Raw genomic sequence first — 18,393 nt, forward strand, 5'->3', positions numbered from 1 at the left:
GCCCGAGGCGGGCGCGCGGGGCGGTCCGGGGGTGAAAGCGATGACAGCGAGCGTGCGGGAGCGTCCGGGGCTGAAGGCGAGGGCGTGGCGCTCCCGGCGGTCGGTGCCGCGGCGGAGATGCTGCCGTGGGCGTCGCCCGCCCGGCCCCGCCACGGGCGCCCCCGCGCGCGGGGTGGGGCGCCCCACCCCCGGACCCTTGCCGTTGCGCGGTTCCGAACAGGGGTGGAAGGCTGGATAGCGGCGGCGCCGTTTCGGGGGCGCACCCGCGGTCCGTGGCGGGTGGAGTCCGTGCCCACGGCGCGGACGGTCGCGGTCCGCCGCCCGCCGCGGTGAGAACGGTCCCGTCCCCACCCCCTGGAGGTACCCGTGAACAGCGCCGACGGATGGGGAGACGACGTCTACCAGCCCGACGCGTCCGACCAACGCGAGGACACGGGCGTGCTCGACGCGGAAGACACCCTGGAGTACGACGGTGTCGACAATCCCCTCGACCGGGGCTGGTCCCCTCCCGAGCGACCGTGGGCGGTGGAGCACATCGGTGTGACGGCGGCCGAGCGCCGGGCCGGGGAGACGCTGGACCAGCGGCTGGCCGAAGAGCAGCCCGACCTCGCCGTACCGGACGGTGACGGTCTCGGCGACGCGGCGGACACGGACGGCGAGCTTCTGGACAACGAGGTCGGCGCCGCCCGTTCGGGCCGCCTCGTCGCCCCCGACGAAGGCGCGCACGAGGACGAGGAGGCCGCGCTGGTCGCCATGGACGTCGGCATCGACGGCGCCGCCGCCTCCGCGGAGGAGGCCGCCGTGCACATCGTCGACGAGGAGTCCCTGCCCGGCTGAGCGTGCCGGCCGCGAACCCCGTCCCCTGTCCCCGCCCCACCTGGAGCAGCCATGCAGCAGGACAAGCACCCCGACTACCACCCCGTCGTCTTCCGTGACCGGGCCGCCGGCTACGCCTTCCTGACCCGGTCCACCGCGACCAGCGACCAGACCATCGAATGGGACGACGGCGAGACCTACCCGGTGGTGGACGTGGAGATCTCCTCCGAGAGCCACCCCTTCTACACCGGCAAGGCCCGCACGGTGGACACCGAGGGCCGCATCGCCCGCTTCGAGCGGCGCTACGGCGAGGGGACCCGCCCGCAGGGCTGACCCCGCCGGCCGGCATCGGTGCGCTGAACGGCAACGGCCCTCCGGGCGGCAGCGGGCCGCCCGTAGCGCGGCACTCAGATCACATTGAGCGCGGCCGCCCCGCCCACTCCCCCGAGCAGCATGAACGCCGGCATCAGCACCTTCAGCTCCACCCAGCCGCCCGCCCGGAACCGCATGGCCCTCGGCGGGCCCACCGGGTACCAGCGCTTGCGTCCCACCGGGATCGGCCACAGGATCGGGCAGCCCGACACCGTCAGCGCGTCCCCGATGTCGTGCACCAGCGCGCCCAGCACCACCGGCAACCCGAGCCACAGGTACTCCTGCCCCGGCGCCGAGAACAGCCAGTCCGCACCATTGCCCGGCTGGTCCAGAATTCCGGCGATGATCCACGCGCTGGTCGCTGCCAGCAGCCACACCAGGACGTCGCTGCTGGAGCCGCGCGTCGCCCGCCACAGCAGGCCCTCGATCGCCAGCACCATGTGCACGAAGAGGATCGCGAGCACCGCCCAGCGCTCCCCCGTGATCGCCAGCACCGAGGTGCCGACGCCGATCAGCACCGCCCACAGCCAGGTGTGCGTCAAGGTGCGGTGCCCGCCGGAGCGCCGCGGGTCGCCTTGCTTCTTGGTGGCCTTGTAGACGGCGTACGAGAGCTTGTCCACGATCTCGCACAGGCCCCGCGAGAGGGGGCCGAAGGCCCGCGAGATGGTCGCGGCCTTGTGGTCGAGGTCGGGGGCGAGCGCAGCACCCGCGCAGATCAGGGCGCCCGCCAGCAGCACCGGCCACGGCATGGCGTGCCCCGCCGCCGCGGCGGCCGCTCCGACGCCGAGCCAGGCGGCGGCACCGGAGAGTGAGTGTGCTGGTCCCATCATCGCCGCTGTCCGCCCCGTTCCTCGTCCGCCGCTGTCCAGTTGACCGCGCGTGCTGATGCCACGTCGGCGACACAGCGTAGCGTTCGTGATCTTCGTACGGGCATCCGATTGCCGCATCGGGCGGGAGGCCAGGCAAGATGGGGGCGTGACCCTCATCGATCAGCTGCCGCCGACCGCCGACCCCGACGCCCTGTACGAAGCCTTCGAGTCGTGGACTCAGGAGCGCGGCCTCACCCTCTATCCCCACCAGGAGGAGGCGCTGATCGAGGTGGTGTCCGGCGCGAACGTGATCGTCTCGACGCCGACCGGCTCCGGCAAGAGCATGATCGCCGCCGGCGCGCACTTCGCCGCGCTCGCCCGCGACGAGGTCACCTTCTACACCGCTCCGATCAAGGCGCTGGTCTCGGAGAAGTTCTTCGAGCTGTGCAAGCTCTTCGGCACCGAGAACGTCGGCATGCTGACCGGTGACGCGTCGGTCAACGCGGACGCCCCGGTCATCTGCTGCACCGCCGAGGTGCTCGCCTCCATCGCGCTGCGCGACGGCAAGGACGCGGACGTCGGCCAGGTCGTCATGGACGAGTTCCACTTCTACGCCGAGCCGGACCGCGGCTGGGCCTGGCAGATCCCGATCCTCGAGCTGCCGCAGGCGCAGTTCATTTTGATGTCGGCCACGCTCGGCGACGTCTCCATGTTCGAGAAGGACCTGACCCGGCGCACCGGTCGCCCGACCTCGGTGGTCCGCTCGGCGACGCGACCGGTCCCGCTCTCCTACGAGTACCGGCGCACCCCGCTCACCGAGACGCTGACCGAGCTGCTCCAGACCCAGCAGGCGCCGGTCTACATCGTGCACTTCACCCAGGCGCAGGCGGTGGAGCGGGCGCAGGCACTGATGAGCATCAACATGTGCTCGAAGGAGGAGAAGGAGCGGATCGCCGAGCTGATCGGCAACTTCCGCTTCACCACCAAGTTCGGCCGCAACCTCTCCCGTTACGTACGGCACGGCATCGGCGTGCACCACGCCGGCATGCTGCCCAAGTACCGGCGTCTGGTGGAGAAGCTGGCCCAGGCCGGCCTGCTGAAGGTGATCTGCGGTACCGACACGCTCGGTGTCGGCGTCAACGTGCCCATCCGCACCGTGCTGTTCACGGCGCTGACCAAGTACGACGGCAGCCGCGTGCGCACTCTGCGGGCGCGCGAGTTCCACCAGATCGCGGGTCGCGCGGGACGCGCCGGTTTCGACACGGCCGGTTTCGTCGTCGCCCAGGCTCCCGAGCACGTCATCGAGAACGAGAAGGCGCTCGCCAAGGCGGGCGACGACCCGAAGAAGCGCCGCAAGGTGGTCCGCAAGAAGGCGCCCGAGGGTTTTGTGGCGTGGTCGGAGGACACCTTCGAGAAGCTGATCGCCTCGGAGCCGGAGCCGCTGACATCGCGTTTCCGGGTGACCCACACCATGCTGCTGTCGGTGATCGCGCGCCCCGGCAACGCCTTCGAGGCGATGCGCCGGCTGCTGGAGGACAATCACGAGCCGCGCAAGCAGCAGCTGCGGCACATCCGGCGGGCCATCGCGATCTACCGCTCGCTGCTGGACGGCGGCATCGTCGAGAAGCTGGACAAGCCGGACGCGGAGGGCCGCATCGTCCGGCTCACCGTCGACCTCCAGCAGGACTTCGCGCTCAACCAGCCGCTGTCCACCTTCGCGCTCGCCGCGTTCGAGCTGCTGGACCCGGAGTCGCCGTCGTACGCGCTGGACATGGTGTCCGTCGTGGAGTCCACGCTGGACGACCCCCGGCAGATCCTCGCCGCGCAGCAGAACAAGGCGCGCGGTGAGGCCGTGGCCGCGATGAAGGCGGACGGGGTCGAGTACGAGGAGCGCATGGAACGCCTCCAGGACATCACCTACCCGAAGCCGCTGGAGGAACTGCTCTCCCACGCGTACAACACGTACCGCAAGAGCCACCCCTGGGTCGGTGACCATCCGCTGTCGCCGAAGTCGGTCGTCCGCGACATGTACGAGCGGGCGATGTCCTTCACGGAGCTGGTGTCCCACTACGAACTGGCCCGCACCGAGGGCATCGTGCTGCGCTACCTGGCCAGCGCGTACAAGGCGCTCGACCACACCGTCCCCGACGATCTGAAGTCCGAGGATCTGCAGGACCTCATCGAGTGGCTCGGCGAGATGGTCCGCCAGGTCGACTCCAGCCTCCTCGACGAGTGGGAGCAGCTGGCCAACCCCGAGGAGATGACCGCCGAGGAGGCCCAGGAGAAGGCCGACCAGGTCAAGCCGGTCACCACCAACGCGCGGGCTTTCCGCGTCCTGGTGCGCAACGCGATGTTCCGCCGGGTCGAGCTGGCCGCCCTCGACCAGGTCGAGGAGCTGGGCGAGCTGGACGCGGAGTCCGGCTGGGACGCCGAGGCCTGGGGCGAGGCGATGGACAAGTACTGGGACGAGTACGAGGAGCTGGGCACCGGCCCGGACGCGCGCGGTCCCAAGCTGCTGATCATCGAGGAGGAGCCGCAGAACGGTCTGTGGCGCGTCCGGCAGATCTTCGACGATCCGAACGGCGATCACGACTGGGGCATCAGCGCGGAGGTCGACCTCGCCGCCTCCGACGCGGAAGGCCGCGCCGTGATCCGTGTGACCGACGTCGGCCAGCTGTGAGCACAGGAGAAAGACACCCATGACGAACCCGGCCGAGAGACTGGTCGACCTGCTCGACCTGGAGCAGATCGAGGTCAACATCTTCCGTGGCCGCAGCCCCGACGAGTCCCTGCAGCGGGTCTTCGGCGGCCAAGTGGCCGGCCAGGCGCTGGTCGCCGCCGGGCGCACCACGGAGGGCGACCGCCCGGTGCACTCGCTGCACGCGTACTTCCTGCGCCCGGGCCGGCCCGGTGTGCCGATCGTGTACCAGGTGGAACGGGTCCGCGACGGGCGGTCGTTCACGACCCGCCGGGTCACGGCCGTGCAGCAGGGCCGCACGATCTTCAATCTCACCGCCTCCTTTCACCAGCCTGAGCAAGGGAGCTTCGAGCACCAGCTGCCGCCGGCCCGGAAGGTTCCGGATCCGGAGTCGCTGCCGACGGTCACCGACGAAATCCGCGAGCATCTGGGCTCGCTGCCCGAGCAGTTGGAGCGGATGGCGCGCCGTCAGCCCTTCGACATCCGCTATGTGGACCGGCTGCGCTGGAAGCCCGAGGAGATCGAGGGCGCGGAGCCGCGCAGCGCGGTGTGGATGCGAGCGGTCGGGCCGCTCGGCGACGACCCGCTGGTCCACACCTGTGCCCTGACGTACGCCAGCGACATGACCCTCCTGGACGCCGTGCGCATCCCGGTCGAGCCCTTGTGGGGCCCGCGCGGCTTCGACATGGCGTCGCTGGACCACGCGATGTGGTTCCACCGGCCGTTCCGCGCGGACGAGTGGTTCCTGTACGACCAGGAGTCGCCGATCGCGACGGGCGGCCGGGGTCTGGCGCGTGGGCGGATCTACGACCTGGAGGGGCGCCTGCTGGTGTCCGTCGTCCAGGAAGGGCTCTTCCGCGCGCTGTAGCTCAAGAGCCTCTGCCGCGCAGCCACCCCAGCAGGCCACGTGACCGTCGTTCCGGCCGGTGCTGCCGCGTTGTCTCCCGCTGCCGCCCCGGCCCGCGCCGCCGGCCCGGGTCGGGCTGCAGGCTGAGGTGGGGCTGCCGACCCGGGTCGGACTGCCGGCTGGGGTGGGGCTGCCGTTCCGCGTCGAGTGGACGACGCTGCGGTGCCCGTCCCGGTGGTGCCTCCTCGGTGTCGGTCGGGTGCGGACGGGCCCAGTGCGGTGCCGGCCGGTCGGCGCGCCCTGGCTGCCCAGGTAGGGGGCGTGAAGGCAGCCAGGCGTGCGGGACGGCCGCGCCTGGCGCGGAGGAGGCGAACGGAGACGCGGGCTCGGGCGCAGGCGTGACGAGCCGCAACGCGGGGCCCGAGGCCGACCGCTGCGCGAGGAGTACGACCGGGTCGCCCGGCTCGCCGCGCGGGGGCGCAGTGTCTGACGCTGACGGTGGCCGTCGTAGCGCCGGGCGTGGTGCCGGTCGGTGGGCGCGGGCCTCCTCCAGAGATCGGGTCAGCTCGGCCCGCAGCCAGGCGATCTCGTCCGCATCGCCCGCCGTCGCGATCGTCGCGGCGAGCCGGGCTGCCGGCGACCCCGGGGCGCTCTGGGCGGGGGGACCGGGCCGGAAGCGGTTCAGGTGGGCGCGCTCGTAGGGGTCCTTGACCAGTTCCGAGATCCGGACCGGGTCGAGGAGCGCGGCTACTGCACCGGCCCGCTCCCAGGGATTCTCGGCCCGCCGCAGCAGGAACCCCAGGTGACGACCCCGCCAGTTCCGGGGCCGCAGATCGAGCCCGGCGTCCAGCTGCTCGCGCAGCCCCGCGGGCATACGGCCCTTCATCAGCGGCGCGTGCTTCTCGTCCGCGGCGAACTGCTGCAGCTCGTCGGCGAGATAGAGCCAGACGACAGCTCGGTAGCGGTTGATGAAGAAGCGGACCGGCGTGACGAGCCCCAGGCGGGCGAGGCGGGTGAACCGAGTGTCCGTCACGCCCACGAGGGCCGCGGCGTCCCGGGTCCCGACCGTGCGCAGGCTGTCGAGGAGCGCTTCCGGGAAGCCCTCCGCCGAGCGGATCCGGTCGACTTCCGCGCGAAGGACCATCCTGCGTCCTCCGCCTCCCTCGTCAGGCACGGTGCGGATGCGGCCGAGGTTCACCGCGAGATCGAACTCCGTGCGCTTCAGCCCGAGTTCGCGGGCGGCCCGGCCCGGCGTCATGGTGAGGTGGTCCGGTGACGTGATGGTGCTGCCTGACATGTCGGTCTCCCCCGTGAAGTCGTACGCTCACGCTCCGTGCGTTCGCGGTGACACCAACGTAACCGGTCCCGCCGACAACGCGCCGAGCCTGTGGATAACTCCACGGGGGATGACGAACGTGCTGGTCAGAGGTCGGCGGAAGAGGTGGGCTCCGGGCGGCGGACGTCCACGCCGAGGTGTTCGCCCACCCGGTTGACCAGCAGGGTCATCTCGTAGCCGATCTGGCCGATGTCGGCCTCGGCGCCGCTCAGCACGCACAGACAGCTGCCGCTGCCCGCCGCGGTCACGAACAGCACCGCGTCGTCGAACTCGACCATCGTCTGCCGGACGCTGCCCGCGCCGAAGTGCCGCCCCGAACCCTTGGCCAGGCTGTGCAACCCGGAGGCGACGGCGGCCAGATGCTCGGCGTCCTCGCGTCGCAGTCCCGTGCTGGCTCCCGTCACCAGCCCGTCGTTGGACAGGACGAGTGCGTGCCGCACATGTTCGACACGCTCGGTCAGGTCGTCCAGCAGCCAGCCAAGTCCCTGGTTGTGCGCCATGTTCCGGTCTCCCCGTGTGATGTCTCCCCCGGTCCGGAGGAGATCTCTCCGTCAGCCTTCCCCAGGACCGGCGTGCGGGCAAGGAGGATGGGAGGCATGGCAGAGAAGATGACCGACGCGGAATGGCGGGAGTTCGTCTCGTACGGCACCCGCACCGGAAAGCTGTCGACCGTCCGGCGGGACGGCAGCCCGCACGTGGCACCCGTCTGGTTCCTGCTGGACGGGGACGAGGTGGTGTTCACGACCGGCAAGGACAGCGTGAAGGGACGCAACCTGGCCCGCGACGGCCGGGTGGCGCTCTGTGTGGACGATGACCGTCCGCCCTACGACTACGTGGTCCTGCGGGGCCGCGCCCGGCTCTCGGAGGACCTGGACGAACTGCGGCACTGGGCCGCCCGGATCGGGGCGCGGTACATGGGCGAGGACCGCGCCGAGGAGTTCGGGGCGCGCAACGGCGTACCCGGCGAACTCCTGGTCCGGGTCACCATCGGCAAGGTCCTGGCGGAGAAGGGCGTGGCCGACTGAAGCGGCCACGCCTCAGCTCACCGAGTCGAGCAGCCGGGCGGTGTGCATCCGCCCGGCGTACTCGACGAGCCGGATCAGCACCTCCTTGCCGGAGTCGCGGTCGCGGGCGTCGCAGAGGACGACCGGGGTGCCCTGGTCCAGGTCGAGGGCGCGGGAGACGTCGTGGGCGCCGTACGTGCGGGCGCCGGCGAAGCAGTTGACGGCGACCACGAACGGGATGCGCCGGTGCTCGAAGTAGTCCACCGCAGGGAAGCAGTCCTCCAGGCGGCGGGTGTCGGCGAGGACGACGGCGGATATGACGACATATGTACCTGAACGATCGCGTCGCGGTCGAACCTGTGCACCGAGACGTCATCCGTGCCGGTGAGAGATCATGCGGACATGAGCGACGACCGCACGCACGTCCAGGAGTTCTTCACCGCCCGCGCGGCCGACTGGGACAGCCGGTTCCCCGACGACGGTCCGGCCTACGCCGCCGCGGTAGCCGAACTGGGGCTCCGCGCGGGCGACCGCGTACTCGACGCGGGCTGCGGCACCGGACGCGCCCTGCCGCCGCTGCGCGCGGCGGTGGGCCCGTCCGGCGTGGTGCTCGGACTGGATCTGACACCCGCGATGCTGGCGGCCGCCGTGCGGGCCGGGAGGGACCGGGACGGGCGGCTGCTCCTCGCCGACGTGGCCGCGCTCCCCCTGCGGACGGGGTCACTGGACGCGGTCTTCGGCGCCGGTCTCATCTCCCATCTGCCCGAGCCGGACGCGAATCTGAGGGAGCTGGCTCGGGTGGTGCGCCCCGGCGGGCTGCTCGCCCTGTTCCATCCGATCGGCCGTGCCGCGCTGGCCGCCCGGCACGGACGGCAGATCGGCCCGGACGACCTCCGCGCGGCGCCCCGTCTGCGCCCGCTGCTCGCCGCCTCGGGCTGGCGTATGACCTCGTACGTCGACGAGGACGCGCGGTTCCTGGTGCTCGCCGTACGGGAGGGCTGAGCCGCTGCGGGCCACCCGGGGGTCATTCGGCGGGCGGACCGCCGAGGTGCCGTACGGGGCAGCCGCGCACGCCGGGGGTCGGCCAGGTGCCGAGGTCCGCGAGCCGGTAGCCGTCGGGGTAGCCCTTGATCTCCCGGTTCTGCCGGGCGAAGTGCGGGGCGCGGCGCGGAGGGAGCAACCGGACGGTCCGGCCCCGCAGCCGCACCGCGCGGCGGACCAGGGCGCGGGTGGCGGGGCTCGGCGCCGGATAGCGGAAGGCTCGCAGCAGGGAGTCGTCCAGGAGGGCGAGCGTGGCGGTGCGCAGCAGCGGGGCGAGCGGACGCGGGTACCAGGAGCCCATCAAGTCGAGCGTGGCGTCCGAGACCCGGCGCGCGTCGGGGTCCCAGTCGAAGTGCGCGGCCTCGTATTCGTCGAGGAAGGTCTCGAACTCCTCGTACGTCTCGGGGACGTCCTTGATGCCCATGTACCGTCCCAGCGTGCCGTAGTGCACGCTGGAGGCGACGATCTCGTGGCGCGAGAGCCGGCGCCACGCGTAGGCGTCGATCCACCGGCGGGGCATGACGACGAAGGTGCACAGCACATACCGCATGTCGTCGTCGGAGATGTCGTAGGTGCGGTGCATCTGGTTGATGCGGCGCACCGCCGTGCGGCCCTCGATGCTGTCGAAGCCGTGCTCCACAAGGGCGTCGAGGAGGAGCGCCGTGTCGTCGTAGCGCTTCTGCGGGCGGTCCGTCAGCTCGGCGGTCTCGGCGAGCAGGCGGCCGATGCGGGGGACGGCGTAGGTGCGGTAGAGAGCCAGTTCCAGTGCGCGGGTGTAGTCCCAGGGGAACTCGTACGCGGAACTGAGCCGGTGGATCGCGGTCGCCTCCTTGTACGGGTCCATCCGCCGGATCTGTTCCAGCCGCGAGAATCGCTTCACTGCGCCCTCCCCCTTCTGCAGCGGAAGCTCCAACTCTACGTTGAGGTAGAGCGATTGAAACGATCAGCGACGTGAACCTCACAGGGGGAAGGTGGTCGGCATGTTCGGCAGGGTGCGGGAGGCGTGGGGGAAGTTCCGGGGTGCCGCGCGGGAGGAGCGGGCGGCCGGCCGTGACACCCGGACGCACAACCTTTTCGAGGCGGCCGCCGTCTATGTGTCGGCGTGCGCGGAGGACGACCAGGAGCGCAGTGACGAGGCGGCGGGCTGGGTGTCGCCGGAGGCTCTGTCGTTCGGGGTGAACGAGCTGGCGTGCCGGGCCGTCATCGCGCTCGCGCGGGAGCGCGGCGAGTCACCGCAGACCGTGGCGCGGGATCTGCTGGGGCTGCCGGCGGCCTGAGGGCCGCGGACTGCGGTCCGCGGTCCGCGGTCCGCCCGCGGTCGTTCCCCCGTCCGGCTCGAGTCACCGCAGCTCCGCGCGGCTGTCGGGGTCGTGACAAGCGGCTCCCGGGCGCACTAGGGTGCGCGCCGTTGGACGAACCCCTGGGGAGGCTGTGATGGCTGGTACGGACGAGGAAGCCGTCGCCGCCGCGGACGACGCGCTGTATGTGCTGACGGCGGTGCTGCTGACACCGGCGAAGTTCCCGAGCGTGCTGGGCGACGACTACCCGGAGGCCTGTGCGGCCCTCGGCCTGGCACCGCTCGCCGATGGGTACGGCCTGGTGCTCGGTCAGGACGGCGACGGCGCGCGGTGGACCGTGGTCACCGACGACGTGTCGCTGGTGGCCGTCGCCATCGCCTCCTGGGACTGCGGGATGGAGTACGACCTGTCGCCGGACGAGCGCAGCGTGGTCGCCGCGCTGCCCGGCTGGCCGCTCGCGGTCGCCGTGGCCGCGCCCGGGGTTCCCGCGCCGCACGACCCCGGGCTCGAGGTGGCCGGGCGGCCCCCGCTCTCGCCACCCGACACCAGCGCCTGGGGTTCCGCCCAGCGGCGGCTCGGGGCCGACGAGATCGCTCTTCAGTGGGCGCAGTGGCGGGAGCAGATCGACGACGCCGAGTTCGCCACCCCCGACGGCGGCGGTACGGGCAGGCAGGGGCCCGGGCACAGCGGGGTGCGGCGGGTGCTGGCGGAGGCGCGCGCGTACGTGGACAGCCCGCCGCCGCTGGGGCGGGTCCGGTCGTCGTTCGCTCCGGGCGACGCGCGGACCCTGCGCGCCGACGGTCCGGGCTGGTCCTTGGTGGCGAGGACCGACGACATCGCATTCGTGCTGCTCGACGAGGTGCCGGGCGAGGTGCTGCCGGTGGGGCGTGGGCCAGAGCTGCCGGGGTTGCTGGAGGCGCTGGACAAGATGGCCGTGCGGCCGAGCTGAATGGTCGAGCTGAGCGGCCGAGCGGAGTGGCCGAGTTGTGTGGTCGAGCTGTGTGGTCGAGCAATGGCGGCGCGCCGTTGCTCCCGAGGGCGGCGGACAGGCGACGCGTCGGCGGGCGCTGGGGCTGCTGGAGCTGGTAAGCGCTGCTGCTGGGCGAACGCCGTACCTCCCGGGACCGCTGGGGAGCACTGAGGCGGTGTCGGTGGCGGTGGCAGTGGGTGGGCGGCGGGTCACCGGCGGCCCCCTCGGACGGTCGGCGGGCTGCGCGCCGCGGGACGCCGGCGGGTGCGCGGCGGTCTGGGACTCCGCCAGGGCGGCGGAGTGTTCTCGCCACTCCCGCCCGCTCTCCCTTCGACGCGGCACCCGCCGCCGTCCTCTTCCGCGCCGCCGGAACCGGGGCTAGCGACCCAGCTCCTTGCGGGTGACGCGGCGCAGCCTGCGCCGCTGTCCGGGGTCCAGGGCGAGATACGCGGCGGCCGGGACGCCGAGCACGATCAGCAGGGCGACCCACCACGGCAGCCAGATCCAGAGGATCAGTCCGACCGCCACACCTCCCGCGGCGATCTTCGCGTTCTTCGACATGTGCGTCGCCTCCTTCGCGGCCACTGCCGCTCTCTGCTGGGAAAACGGCCCCGTGCCGCAGGCAGTTCCGAGCCGTGTCCCTGAGACATCCCTGATGCTCACCCCTGAGGGGCCTCAGGGCTACCCGAACCGCTCCTCCTCCAGTGACTCAGCTCACAGCCCCAGCATGACGGGTCCATCGATCTCGTGCTGTACCCTCGGCGATTCCGACCGCAGGTAGTCAAATTTGAGGAATGCGACGCACTGTGCAGTGGACTACTCCGGCAACCTCTTCCGACACCACCGAACTGGCCCGCTGCTGCGCGGTGTTCGTGCCCGGTGATCCGGCCCGTACCGGCGGCGTCGCCTTCTGGCGGCCCGACGGTGAGGCCCCACCGGACGCCGCCGCCGGCACGCTCACCGACCTGACCGTCGTGCTGCCCGGTGACGAGGGGGTCGAGCCGGTCACCGTGCCCGCTCTTCTGCTGCCGGTGCGCGCGGCCCTCCCCCTCCTCGCACGCGCGCGTGTCGCCGCCCACGGGCACCGGGCGAGCGTGTTCTGGGGCGCCGCGGCCCTCCTGGCCCTGCGCTTCACGGCGCGCGGCCTGCTGCTGCCCGGTCTGTCCCCCAGCGACCACGACGCGTGGCGCGCGGGCCCCCTGCGCGCGCAGGAGACCGAGGAGGTGCGCCGGCTCGCCGCCGCGATGCCGCCCGAGGCGCACGCCGTCCCGGTGACGGCTGCCGAGCCGTTGCGCCTGCCCGACCCCGAGGAGCTGCTGCGGTCCTTCCTGGACGCGGTCGCCGACACCCTGCCCCGCTCCCCCGCCGCACCGCTCGTCACCGGCGCACCGGCCTACGCGGCACCGGAGCCGCAGCACCTGCCCGCCCAGCGGGCCTGGGCCGCCGACATTGCCGCCGGCCACGACGCGGGCGTACGGATCTCGCTGCGGATCGAGGTGAGCGGTCTGTCGGAGTCACTGCGGGACGCATCGGAGGACGTACCGCAGGACGTGCCGGGGGACGCGTCCCGCGCGGCAGGGCCCGTCTTCCGGGCCGTTCCGCAGGTGCACCTGGTCAGCGATCCGTCGCTGGTCGCGGACGCGGCCGAGGTGTGGGCCGCGACGGACGCCACGAGCCGCGCCTTCGGTCCGCGCGCGCGGATGGACGCCCTGGTGGCGCTGCGGCGCGCGGCGCGGGCGTGGCCGGCGCTGAGCCCGCTGCTTTCGGCCGCCGTGCCGGACGCCGTGGAACTGGCCGACGACGAGGTCACCGAGCTGCTGGGCGAGGGGGCGGCGGCGCTCGCCACCGCCGGGGTCGACGTGCACTGGCCGAGGGAGCTGGCCCGCGATCTGACCACGCGCGCGGTCGTCGGACCGGCGGACGACGAGCCGGGCGGCGGCAGGCTCTCCGCGGACACGCCGTCGTTCCTGTCCGCCGACGCGCTGCTCGCCTTCAGCTGGTCGTTCGCGCTCGGCGACCAGCGGCTGTCCCGCGAGGAGCTGGACCGGCTCGCCGAGGCCAACCGTCCCCTCGTCCGGCTGCGCGACCAGTGGGTCCTGGTCGACCCGCGGGAGGTGCGCCGGGCACGTGACCGGCAGGACCGCAAGGTCACCCCCATCGACGCGCTGGGCGCCGCGCTGACGGGCTCCACGGAGGTCGACGGCGCCCGGGTCGAGGTCCGGGCCACGGGGTGGCTGGCCGGGCTGCGCGAGCGGCTCGCCGACCCCGAGGGCCAGGAGCCGGTCCCCCAGCCCGCCGGTCTCGCCGCCGAACTGCGCGACTACCAGCGGCGAGGCCTGAGCTGGCTGGCCCGGATGACATCCCTGGGGCTGGGCTGCTGCCTCGCCGACGACATGGGCCTCGGCAAGACCGTCACGCTGATCGCGCTGCATCTGCACCGGCAGACCGACCCCTCGGCCGCGGGACCGACCCTGGTGGTCTGCCCCACGTCCCTGATGGGCAACTGGCAGCGCGAGATCGAGAAGTTCGCGCCCGGCACACCGGTGCGCCGTTTCCACGGTGCCCGGCGCGATCTCGAAGGCCTGGCGGACGGAGAGTTCGTGCTCACCACCTACGGCACGATGCGCCTGGACGCGCAGCGGCTGGCCGAGGTGCCGTGGGGGCTCGTGGTGGCCGACGAGGCCCAGCACGTGAAGAACCCGTACGCGGCGACCGCGCGGGCCCTGCGTTCCATCGGCGCCCGCGCGCGCGTGGCGCTCACCGGCACCCCGGTGGAGAACAACCTCTCCGAACTGTGGGCGATCCTCGACTGGACGACCCCGGGGCTCCTGGGCCGGCTGGGCGCCTTCCGCGCGCGGTACGCGCAGGCGGTTGAGAGCGGACGGGACGCCGTCGCCGCGGACCGGCTGTCCAGGCTGGTACGCCCGTTCCTGCTGCGCCGCCGCAAGTCCGACCCGGGGATCGCTCCGGAGCTGCCGCCGAAGACGGAGACGGACCACGCGGTGTCGCTCACGCCGGAGCAGACGGCCCTGTACGAGGCGGTGGTGCGCGAGACGCTGGCGGAGATCGCGGGCGCCGACGACATGGCGCGGCGCGGACTCGTCGTGAAGCTGCTGACCGGTCTGAAGCAGATCTGCAACCACCCGGCGCAGTACCTGAAGGAAGAACACCCGAGGATCGCCGGCCGCTCCGGGAAGCTGGAGCTGCTGGACGAACTGCTGGACACCATCCTCTCCGAGGGGGCGGGCGTCCTGGTCTTCACGCAGTACGTGGCGATGGCCCGGCTCATCGAACGGCATCTGTCCGCGCGGGGCGTGCCCTCGCAGTTCCTGCACGGCGGGACGTCCGTGCCGGAGCGCGAGGCGATGGTGCGGCGCTTCCAGGACGGCGAGGTCCCCGTCTTCCTGCTGTCACTGAAGGCGGCCGGCACCGGACTCAACCTCACCCGCGCGGAACACGTCGTCCACTACGACCGCTGGTGGAACCCCGCTGTCGAGGCGCAGGCCACCGACCGCGCGTACCGCATCGGTCAGACCCGTCCCGTGCAGGTGCACCGGCTGATCGCGGAGGGCACGGTCGAGGACCGTATCGCCGACATGCTGAGCCGCAAGCGGGAGCTGGCCGACGCGGTGCTCGGCTCCGGCGAGGCGGCCCTGACGGAGCTGTCGGACGCCGAGCTGGCCGAACTGGTGGCACTGCGAGGGAGCACGCGATGAGCCGCAACGACGACGACACCGAGCGCACCTTCGCGGCGCTGCCGCCCGCGCGGGGGCGAGGTTTCGCCCGGACGTGGTGGGGCCAGGCCTGGCTGAAGGCGCTGGAGGACACGGCGCTGGACACCCAGCAGGTGAAAACGGGGCGCCGGCTCGCCCGCGCGGGAGCGGTGGGCGCGGTGTCCGTGCGGCCGGGCCGGATCACGGCGGTCGTGCACGACCGCGACCGCACCGCCCACCGGGCCGACGTCCTGCTGGAGGAGCTGTCCGACGAGCAGTGGGACCGCTTCCTGGAGCTGGCCGTCGAACGGGCCGGGCACGTCGCCGCGCTGGTGGACCGGGACATGCCGCCGCACCTCGTCGAGGACGCGGCGGTGGCGGGGATCGAGCTGCTGCCGGGGTTGGGGGACCTGGAGCCGGAGTGCGACTGCGGCGCCTGGGACCACTGCGGGCACACGGCCGCGCTGTGCTACCAGGTGGCGCGGCTGCTCGACGAGGATCCCTTCGTCCTGCTGCTGATGCGCGGTCGCGGTGAGCGGGCCCTCGTCGGCGCTCTCCACGCGCGCGGCACCGCGCGCGCCGAGGAGGCCTCGGCACCGGCCGGTGTGGACGCCGCGGAGGCGTACGCGGCCGGCGACATCCTGCCGCCGCTGCCCGCCCTGCCCGGACTGCCCGACCGGCCCGGACTGCCGCCGTCCCTGGACGCCGAGGCCACGCCCGCGCCCGGCGTCGACCCCGCCGCCCTGCAGTTCCTGGCCGCCCGGACCGCCGTGGCGGCCCACCGGATGCTGGCGGACGCGCTCCGCGCCGGCGCGGAGCAGGTCGGCGGGGTGCAGACCGGCCCGGAGCAGGTCGACCTGGACCACGGCCTCGCGGCCGGGCTGTCGGTCGCCCAGGACGCGGTCCGGCTGGCCGCCGGTGCGCCCGGGCGCGCGGTGTGGGAACGGCTGGCCGATGGCTCGGGGCGCGGCCGGGAGGGCTTGTCGGCGGCCGTACGGGCCTGGGAGCAGGGTGGCGCGGTCGCCCTGTCGGTGTTCGACGAGGAGTGGACGGTCGAGGGTGACGCACTCGTACGCGCGCGTGCCGCCCTGGAATCGGCCTGGGAGGACGACGAGCGGCCGGCGCTGCGGGCGCGGGGCAACCGGTGGACGGTCGTGGGCGCGCCGTGCCAGCTGCGCCTGGACCGGGACGGCCGCTGGTGGCCGTACCGCAAGGAACGCGGCCGCTGGATCCCGGCCGGCGGCCCGGCCCGCAACCCGGCGACGGCACTCGCCACGGCACGGCTCCAGGAAACGGAGGACGGGGACGGGGAACGAAGCCAGGACGGGGGCCGGAGCAGAGACGGGGACTGCTGACGGGTCGGCGGCTGGGGGCGGCTGCCGACCGCGTCCCGGCCCGCTCCCCGCCATCGCATGCCATCCCCGCGCGGGGAGTGGATTCACGCCACACCCGTGATCCGGCGGCTGGAGACCGCATCGCGGCGGTCCGGTCGCGGCAGGCGTCTGCAGTCCTAGGAGTTGACTACCGTCACCGGCCCGGATCGTTGTTGTACAAACCTACGAAGAGCCGGTCCCTGCCTGCGGAGGCTTTCATGCCTTCCACTCCTAGCTGACTCCCCTCGATTGGCTGTGTACTCCTCACACACGCAGCAACCGAGCCAGACCAGCCGCCCATCGGAATCAGGACACGACGCCGTTCGCAGCACGAGCGGTACCGACGCCCTCCAAGCTCCATGGGAGCGATGTTCCCGCACGGACAACGCATCCGGGATTTCCCACCGTCTCCGAAAGAGGACCGTTCATGACCGCGCACACCCAGGAAGCAGGCATCCAGGAGCTCGAGCGCACCTGGCTGGAAGAGGCGATCGGACTGGCCACCACCAGCGTGGCGAACGGCGGCGGCCCGTTCGGCGCTCTGGTCGCCAAGGGCAGAGAGGTCGTCGCGCTCGGGAACAACCAGGTCACCGCGACCCTGGACCCGACGGCGCACGCCGAGGTGAGCGCGATGCGAGCCGCCTGCAAGCAGCTGGGCAGCTTCTCGCTCGAGGGCTGCGTCCTGGTCACCTCGTGTGAGCCGTGTCCGATGTGTCTGTCCTCCGCGCTGTGGGCGCGCGTCGACCGCATCGTCTTCGCCGCCGACCGGGACGACGCCGCCCTGGCCGGTTTCGACGACCGCAAGTTCTACGACCTCTTCGAGAAGCGGCCGGCGTCGATGTGGCCGATGTCGATCGAGCGGCTGGACCTGGCGAACCGCACGGCGCCGTTCGACGCGTGGCTCGCGAAGCCCGACCGCATCGACTACTGACGGCGAGTCCTCGTGGATCACGGCGGGCGTCCGCCATCCGGCGAGACCGGACACGGCCACGGCCCCAGGGCTGCCTCCGGGTGGCCGTTCGGGGGCAGGGGTGCGGCGACGACGCTCCTGCTGCTGCGGCACGGTGAGACGCCGCTGACGCCGGAGAAGCGGTTCTCCGGCAGCGGTGGCTCGAATCCGTCGCTGTCCGAGGCCGGCCGTCGCCAGGCCGAGGCGACCACGGCGGTGCTGACGGCCCGTCGCGGTGTGGCGGCCATCGTCTCGTCACCGCTGCGGCGCTGCCGGCAGACGGCGGAGGCGGTCGCCACCCGGCTGGGCCTGGAGGTCCATGTCGACGAGGACCTGCGCGAGGCGGACTTCGGCGCCTGGGAAGGGCTGACCTTCGCGGAGGTGCACGAGCGCCACGCGCGGGACCTGGCGGCATGGCGGTCGTCCGCCGCGGCGGCGCCCTCGGGCGGTGGTGAACCGTTCGAGGCGGTGGCGCGGCGCGTGGCGGCGGCACGGGATGCCCTGCTGGCTCGGCACCCCGGGGAGACGGTGCTCGTCGTATCCCACGTCGGCCCGCTCCGGACACTGGTCCGGCTGGCGCTCGGCGCGCCGGCGGAGTCGCTGTTCCGGATGGAGCTGGCTGCGGCGTCCCTGTCCGCGGTGACCTACGACGGGGACGGGAACGCGTCGGTACGGCTGCTCAACGACACAGGGCATCTTCCGTAGACGGACGTGCACGCGAAGCCGCGGCTCTCTCGGGCCGCGGCTTCCCGTGTCCTCACGGCAGGTCGCCCTCGGCCAGGGAGGGGATCGGCGGTTCGAGGCCACTGGGAAGGTGGCTGGGAATGCCGCTGGGGAGTTCGGTGGGGAACCCGCTGGGCAGTTCGCTCGGGAAGCCACTGGGAAGCTCGCTGGGGAAGTCGCTCGGCAGCTCGCTCGGGAACTCGGAGGGCAGCGACGGCACTGCGCTGGGCAGCCCGCTCGGGATTCCGAACGACGGCTCCGCCGAGCGGCTCGCGCCGGGCCCGCCGGACGGCCGCTCGTCCGGCGCGCCGTCATCACCGGAGGCGGCCAGCACCACTACGACGACCAGGACGACGGCCGCCAGGGCGGCCAAGGCGATGAGGAGCGGCGTACGCCGCCTTGGCGGGAGCCCGGAGTCCCCAATTCCCCCGGGAGGCGGTCCGA

Annotated in this window: 16 protein-coding genes and 3 pseudogenes; 12 read left to right on the plus strand and 7 right to left on the minus strand. The window is 72.8% G+C overall.

Annotation, left to right across the window (positions count from 1 at the left end):
* Nucleotides 1-366 precede the first annotated feature (366 nt).
* Nucleotides 367-837: a DUF5709 domain-containing protein gene (locus AB0K92_RS29665; RefSeq protein WP_365927943.1), complete on the plus strand. Its 471-nt coding sequence runs from the start codon at nt 367-369 to the stop codon at nt 835-837.
* Between the two features lie 51 nt (nt 838-888).
* Nucleotides 889-1,149, plus strand: coding sequence for a type B 50S ribosomal protein L31 (locus tag AB0K92_RS29670; protein WP_165995996.1), 261 nt, complete (start codon nt 889-891; stop codon nt 1,147-1,149).
* Between the two features lie 74 nt (nt 1,150-1,223).
* Here AB0K92_RS29670 and AB0K92_RS29675 read toward each other — a convergent pair whose 3' ends face one another.
* On the minus strand, nt 1,224-2,018 hold the full coding sequence (locus AB0K92_RS29675; protein WP_365927945.1) for a metal-dependent hydrolase: 795 nt from the start codon (nt 2,016-2,018) through the stop codon (nt 1,224-1,226).
* Between the two features lie 145 nt (nt 2,019-2,163).
* Here AB0K92_RS29675 and AB0K92_RS29680 point away from each other — a divergent pair, with 145 nt between their 5' ends.
* On the plus strand, nt 2,164-4,677 hold the full coding sequence (locus AB0K92_RS29680; RefSeq protein WP_365927947.1) for a DUF3516 domain-containing protein: 2,514 nt from the start codon (nt 2,164-2,166) through the stop codon (nt 4,675-4,677).
* Between the two features lie 19 nt (nt 4,678-4,696).
* Nucleotides 4,697-5,563, plus strand: coding sequence for an acyl-CoA thioesterase II (locus AB0K92_RS29685; protein WP_365927949.1), 867 nt, complete (start codon nt 4,697-4,699; stop codon nt 5,561-5,563).
* A gap of 490 nt (nt 5,564-6,053) precedes the next feature.
* Here the strand turns inward: AB0K92_RS29685 and AB0K92_RS29690 are convergent.
* Nucleotides 6,054-6,839: pseudogene (locus tag AB0K92_RS29690) on the minus strand (DUF6397 family protein); the annotation flags it as partial.
* 125 nt (nt 6,840-6,964) lie between these two features.
* Nucleotides 6,965-7,378 (minus strand): roadblock/LC7 domain-containing protein, encoded by a 414-nt coding sequence (locus tag AB0K92_RS29695; RefSeq protein ID WP_365927951.1) that lies wholly within the window; start codon nt 7,376-7,378, stop codon nt 6,965-6,967.
* Between the two features lie 96 nt (nt 7,379-7,474).
* Between AB0K92_RS29695 and AB0K92_RS29700 the strand changes: the two genes are divergently transcribed.
* On the plus strand, nt 7,475-7,903 hold the full coding sequence (locus AB0K92_RS29700) for a PPOX class F420-dependent oxidoreductase (RefSeq protein WP_365927953.1): 429 nt from the start codon (nt 7,475-7,477) through the stop codon (nt 7,901-7,903).
* Between the two features lie 12 nt (nt 7,904-7,915).
* On the opposite strand, the pseudogene AB0K92_RS29705 reads toward AB0K92_RS29700, so the two are convergent.
* Nucleotides 7,916-8,194 (minus strand): annotated as a pseudogene (locus AB0K92_RS29705) (ATP/GTP-binding protein); the annotation flags it as partial.
* Between the two features lie 90 nt (nt 8,195-8,284).
* On the opposite strand from AB0K92_RS29705, the gene AB0K92_RS29710 reads away from it, so the two are divergent.
* The gene (locus tag AB0K92_RS29710; protein ID WP_365927955.1) at nt 8,285-8,884 is read left to right on the plus strand and encodes a class I SAM-dependent methyltransferase; all 600 of its coding nucleotides are present in this window, start codon (nt 8,285-8,287) and stop codon (nt 8,882-8,884) included.
* Between the two features lie 22 nt (nt 8,885-8,906).
* On the opposite strand, the gene AB0K92_RS29715 is transcribed toward AB0K92_RS29710, so the two are convergent.
* Entirely contained in the window at nt 8,907-9,803 is an 897-nt protein-coding gene (locus tag AB0K92_RS29715; protein ID WP_365927957.1) for an oxygenase MpaB family protein, read from the minus strand.
* A gap of 100 nt (nt 9,804-9,903) precedes the next feature.
* On the opposite strand from AB0K92_RS29715, the gene AB0K92_RS29720 reads away from it, so the two are divergent.
* Entirely contained in the window at nt 9,904-10,200 is a 297-nt protein-coding gene (locus AB0K92_RS29720) for a hypothetical protein (RefSeq protein ID WP_365927959.1), read from the plus strand.
* A 157-nt stretch (nt 10,201-10,357) separates the two neighbouring features.
* Nucleotides 10,358-11,170, plus strand: coding sequence for a hypothetical protein (locus AB0K92_RS29725; protein WP_365927961.1), 813 nt, complete (start codon nt 10,358-10,360; stop codon nt 11,168-11,170).
* A 399-nt stretch (nt 11,171-11,569) separates the two neighbouring features.
* Here AB0K92_RS29725 and AB0K92_RS29730 read toward each other — a convergent pair whose 3' ends face one another.
* Entirely contained in the window at nt 11,570-11,752 is a 183-nt protein-coding gene (locus AB0K92_RS29730) for a hypothetical protein (protein ID WP_365927963.1), read from the minus strand.
* A gap of 233 nt (nt 11,753-11,985) precedes the next feature.
* On the opposite strand from AB0K92_RS29730, the gene AB0K92_RS29735 reads away from it, so the two are divergent.
* The 4 genes and pseudogenes from AB0K92_RS29735 to AB0K92_RS29750 all read left to right on the plus strand — a co-directional run.
* A complete protein-coding gene (locus AB0K92_RS29735) occupies nt 11,986-14,907 on the plus strand; it encodes a DEAD/DEAH box helicase (RefSeq protein WP_365927965.1) in 2,922 nt (973 codons plus the stop codon).
* Nucleotides 14,904-16,259, plus strand: coding sequence for an SWF or SNF family helicase (locus tag AB0K92_RS29740; protein WP_365927967.1), 1,356 nt, complete (start codon nt 14,904-14,906; stop codon nt 16,257-16,259). The genes AB0K92_RS29735 and AB0K92_RS29740 overlap by 4 nt, the downstream gene beginning before the upstream one ends.
* Nucleotides 16,260-16,704: 445 nt before the next feature.
* Nucleotides 16,705-17,208, plus strand: a complete 504-nt coding sequence (locus AB0K92_RS29745; RefSeq protein ID WP_365927969.1) for a nucleoside deaminase — start codon at nt 16,705-16,707, stop codon at nt 17,206-17,208.
* Between the two features lie 108 nt (nt 17,209-17,316).
* Nucleotides 17,317-17,931 (plus strand): annotated as a pseudogene (locus tag AB0K92_RS29750) (histidine phosphatase family protein); the annotation flags it as partial.
* A 52-nt stretch (nt 17,932-17,983) separates the two neighbouring features.
* Here AB0K92_RS29750 and AB0K92_RS29755 read toward each other — a convergent pair.
* A complete protein-coding gene (locus AB0K92_RS29755; protein WP_365927971.1) occupies nt 17,984-18,322 on the minus strand; it encodes a hypothetical protein in 339 nt (112 codons plus the stop codon).
* Between the last annotated feature and the right edge of the window lie 71 nt (nt 18,323-18,393).

The sequence above is a fragment of the Streptomyces sp. NPDC052687 genome, from assembly GCF_040678395.1.
Lineage (GTDB): Bacteria > Actinomycetota > Actinomycetes > Streptomycetales > Streptomycetaceae > Streptomyces.

Excerpts from the sequence above, each read along its gene's own strand:
- AB0K92_RS29710 (WP_365927955.1), top strand. The coding sequence starts at position 8,285 with ATGAGCGACGACCGCACGCACGTCCAGGAGTTCTTCACCGCCCGCGCG.
- AB0K92_RS29720 (WP_365927959.1), top strand. The coding sequence starts at position 9,904 with ATGTTCGGCAGGGTGCGGGAGGCGTGGGGGAAGTTCCGGGGTGCCGCG.
- AB0K92_RS29695 (WP_365927951.1), bottom strand. The coding sequence starts at position 7,378 with ATGGCGCACAACCAGGGACTTGGCTGGCTGCTGGACGACCTGACCGAG.
- AB0K92_RS29735 (WP_365927965.1), top strand. The coding sequence starts at position 11,986 with ATGCGACGCACTGTGCAGTGGACTACTCCGGCAACCTCTTCCGACACC.
- AB0K92_RS29685 (WP_365927949.1), top strand. The coding sequence starts at position 4,697 with ATGACGAACCCGGCCGAGAGACTGGTCGACCTGCTCGACCTGGAGCAG.
- AB0K92_RS29730 (WP_365927963.1), bottom strand. The coding sequence starts at position 11,752 with ATGTCGAAGAACGCGAAGATCGCCGCGGGAGGTGTGGCGGTCGGACTG.
- AB0K92_RS29740 (WP_365927967.1), top strand. The coding sequence starts at position 14,904 with ATGAGCCGCAACGACGACGACACCGAGCGCACCTTCGCGGCGCTGCCG.
- AB0K92_RS29745 (WP_365927969.1), top strand. The coding sequence starts at position 16,705 with ATGACCGCGCACACCCAGGAAGCAGGCATCCAGGAGCTCGAGCGCACC.
- AB0K92_RS29725 (WP_365927961.1), top strand. The coding sequence starts at position 10,358 with ATGGCTGGTACGGACGAGGAAGCCGTCGCCGCCGCGGACGACGCGCTG.
- AB0K92_RS29675 (WP_365927945.1), bottom strand. The coding sequence starts at position 2,018 with ATGATGGGACCAGCACACTCACTCTCCGGTGCCGCCGCCTGGCTCGGC.
- AB0K92_RS29700 (WP_365927953.1), top strand. The coding sequence starts at position 7,475 with ATGGCAGAGAAGATGACCGACGCGGAATGGCGGGAGTTCGTCTCGTAC.
- AB0K92_RS29670 (WP_165995996.1), top strand. The coding sequence starts at position 889 with ATGCAGCAGGACAAGCACCCCGACTACCACCCCGTCGTCTTCCGTGAC.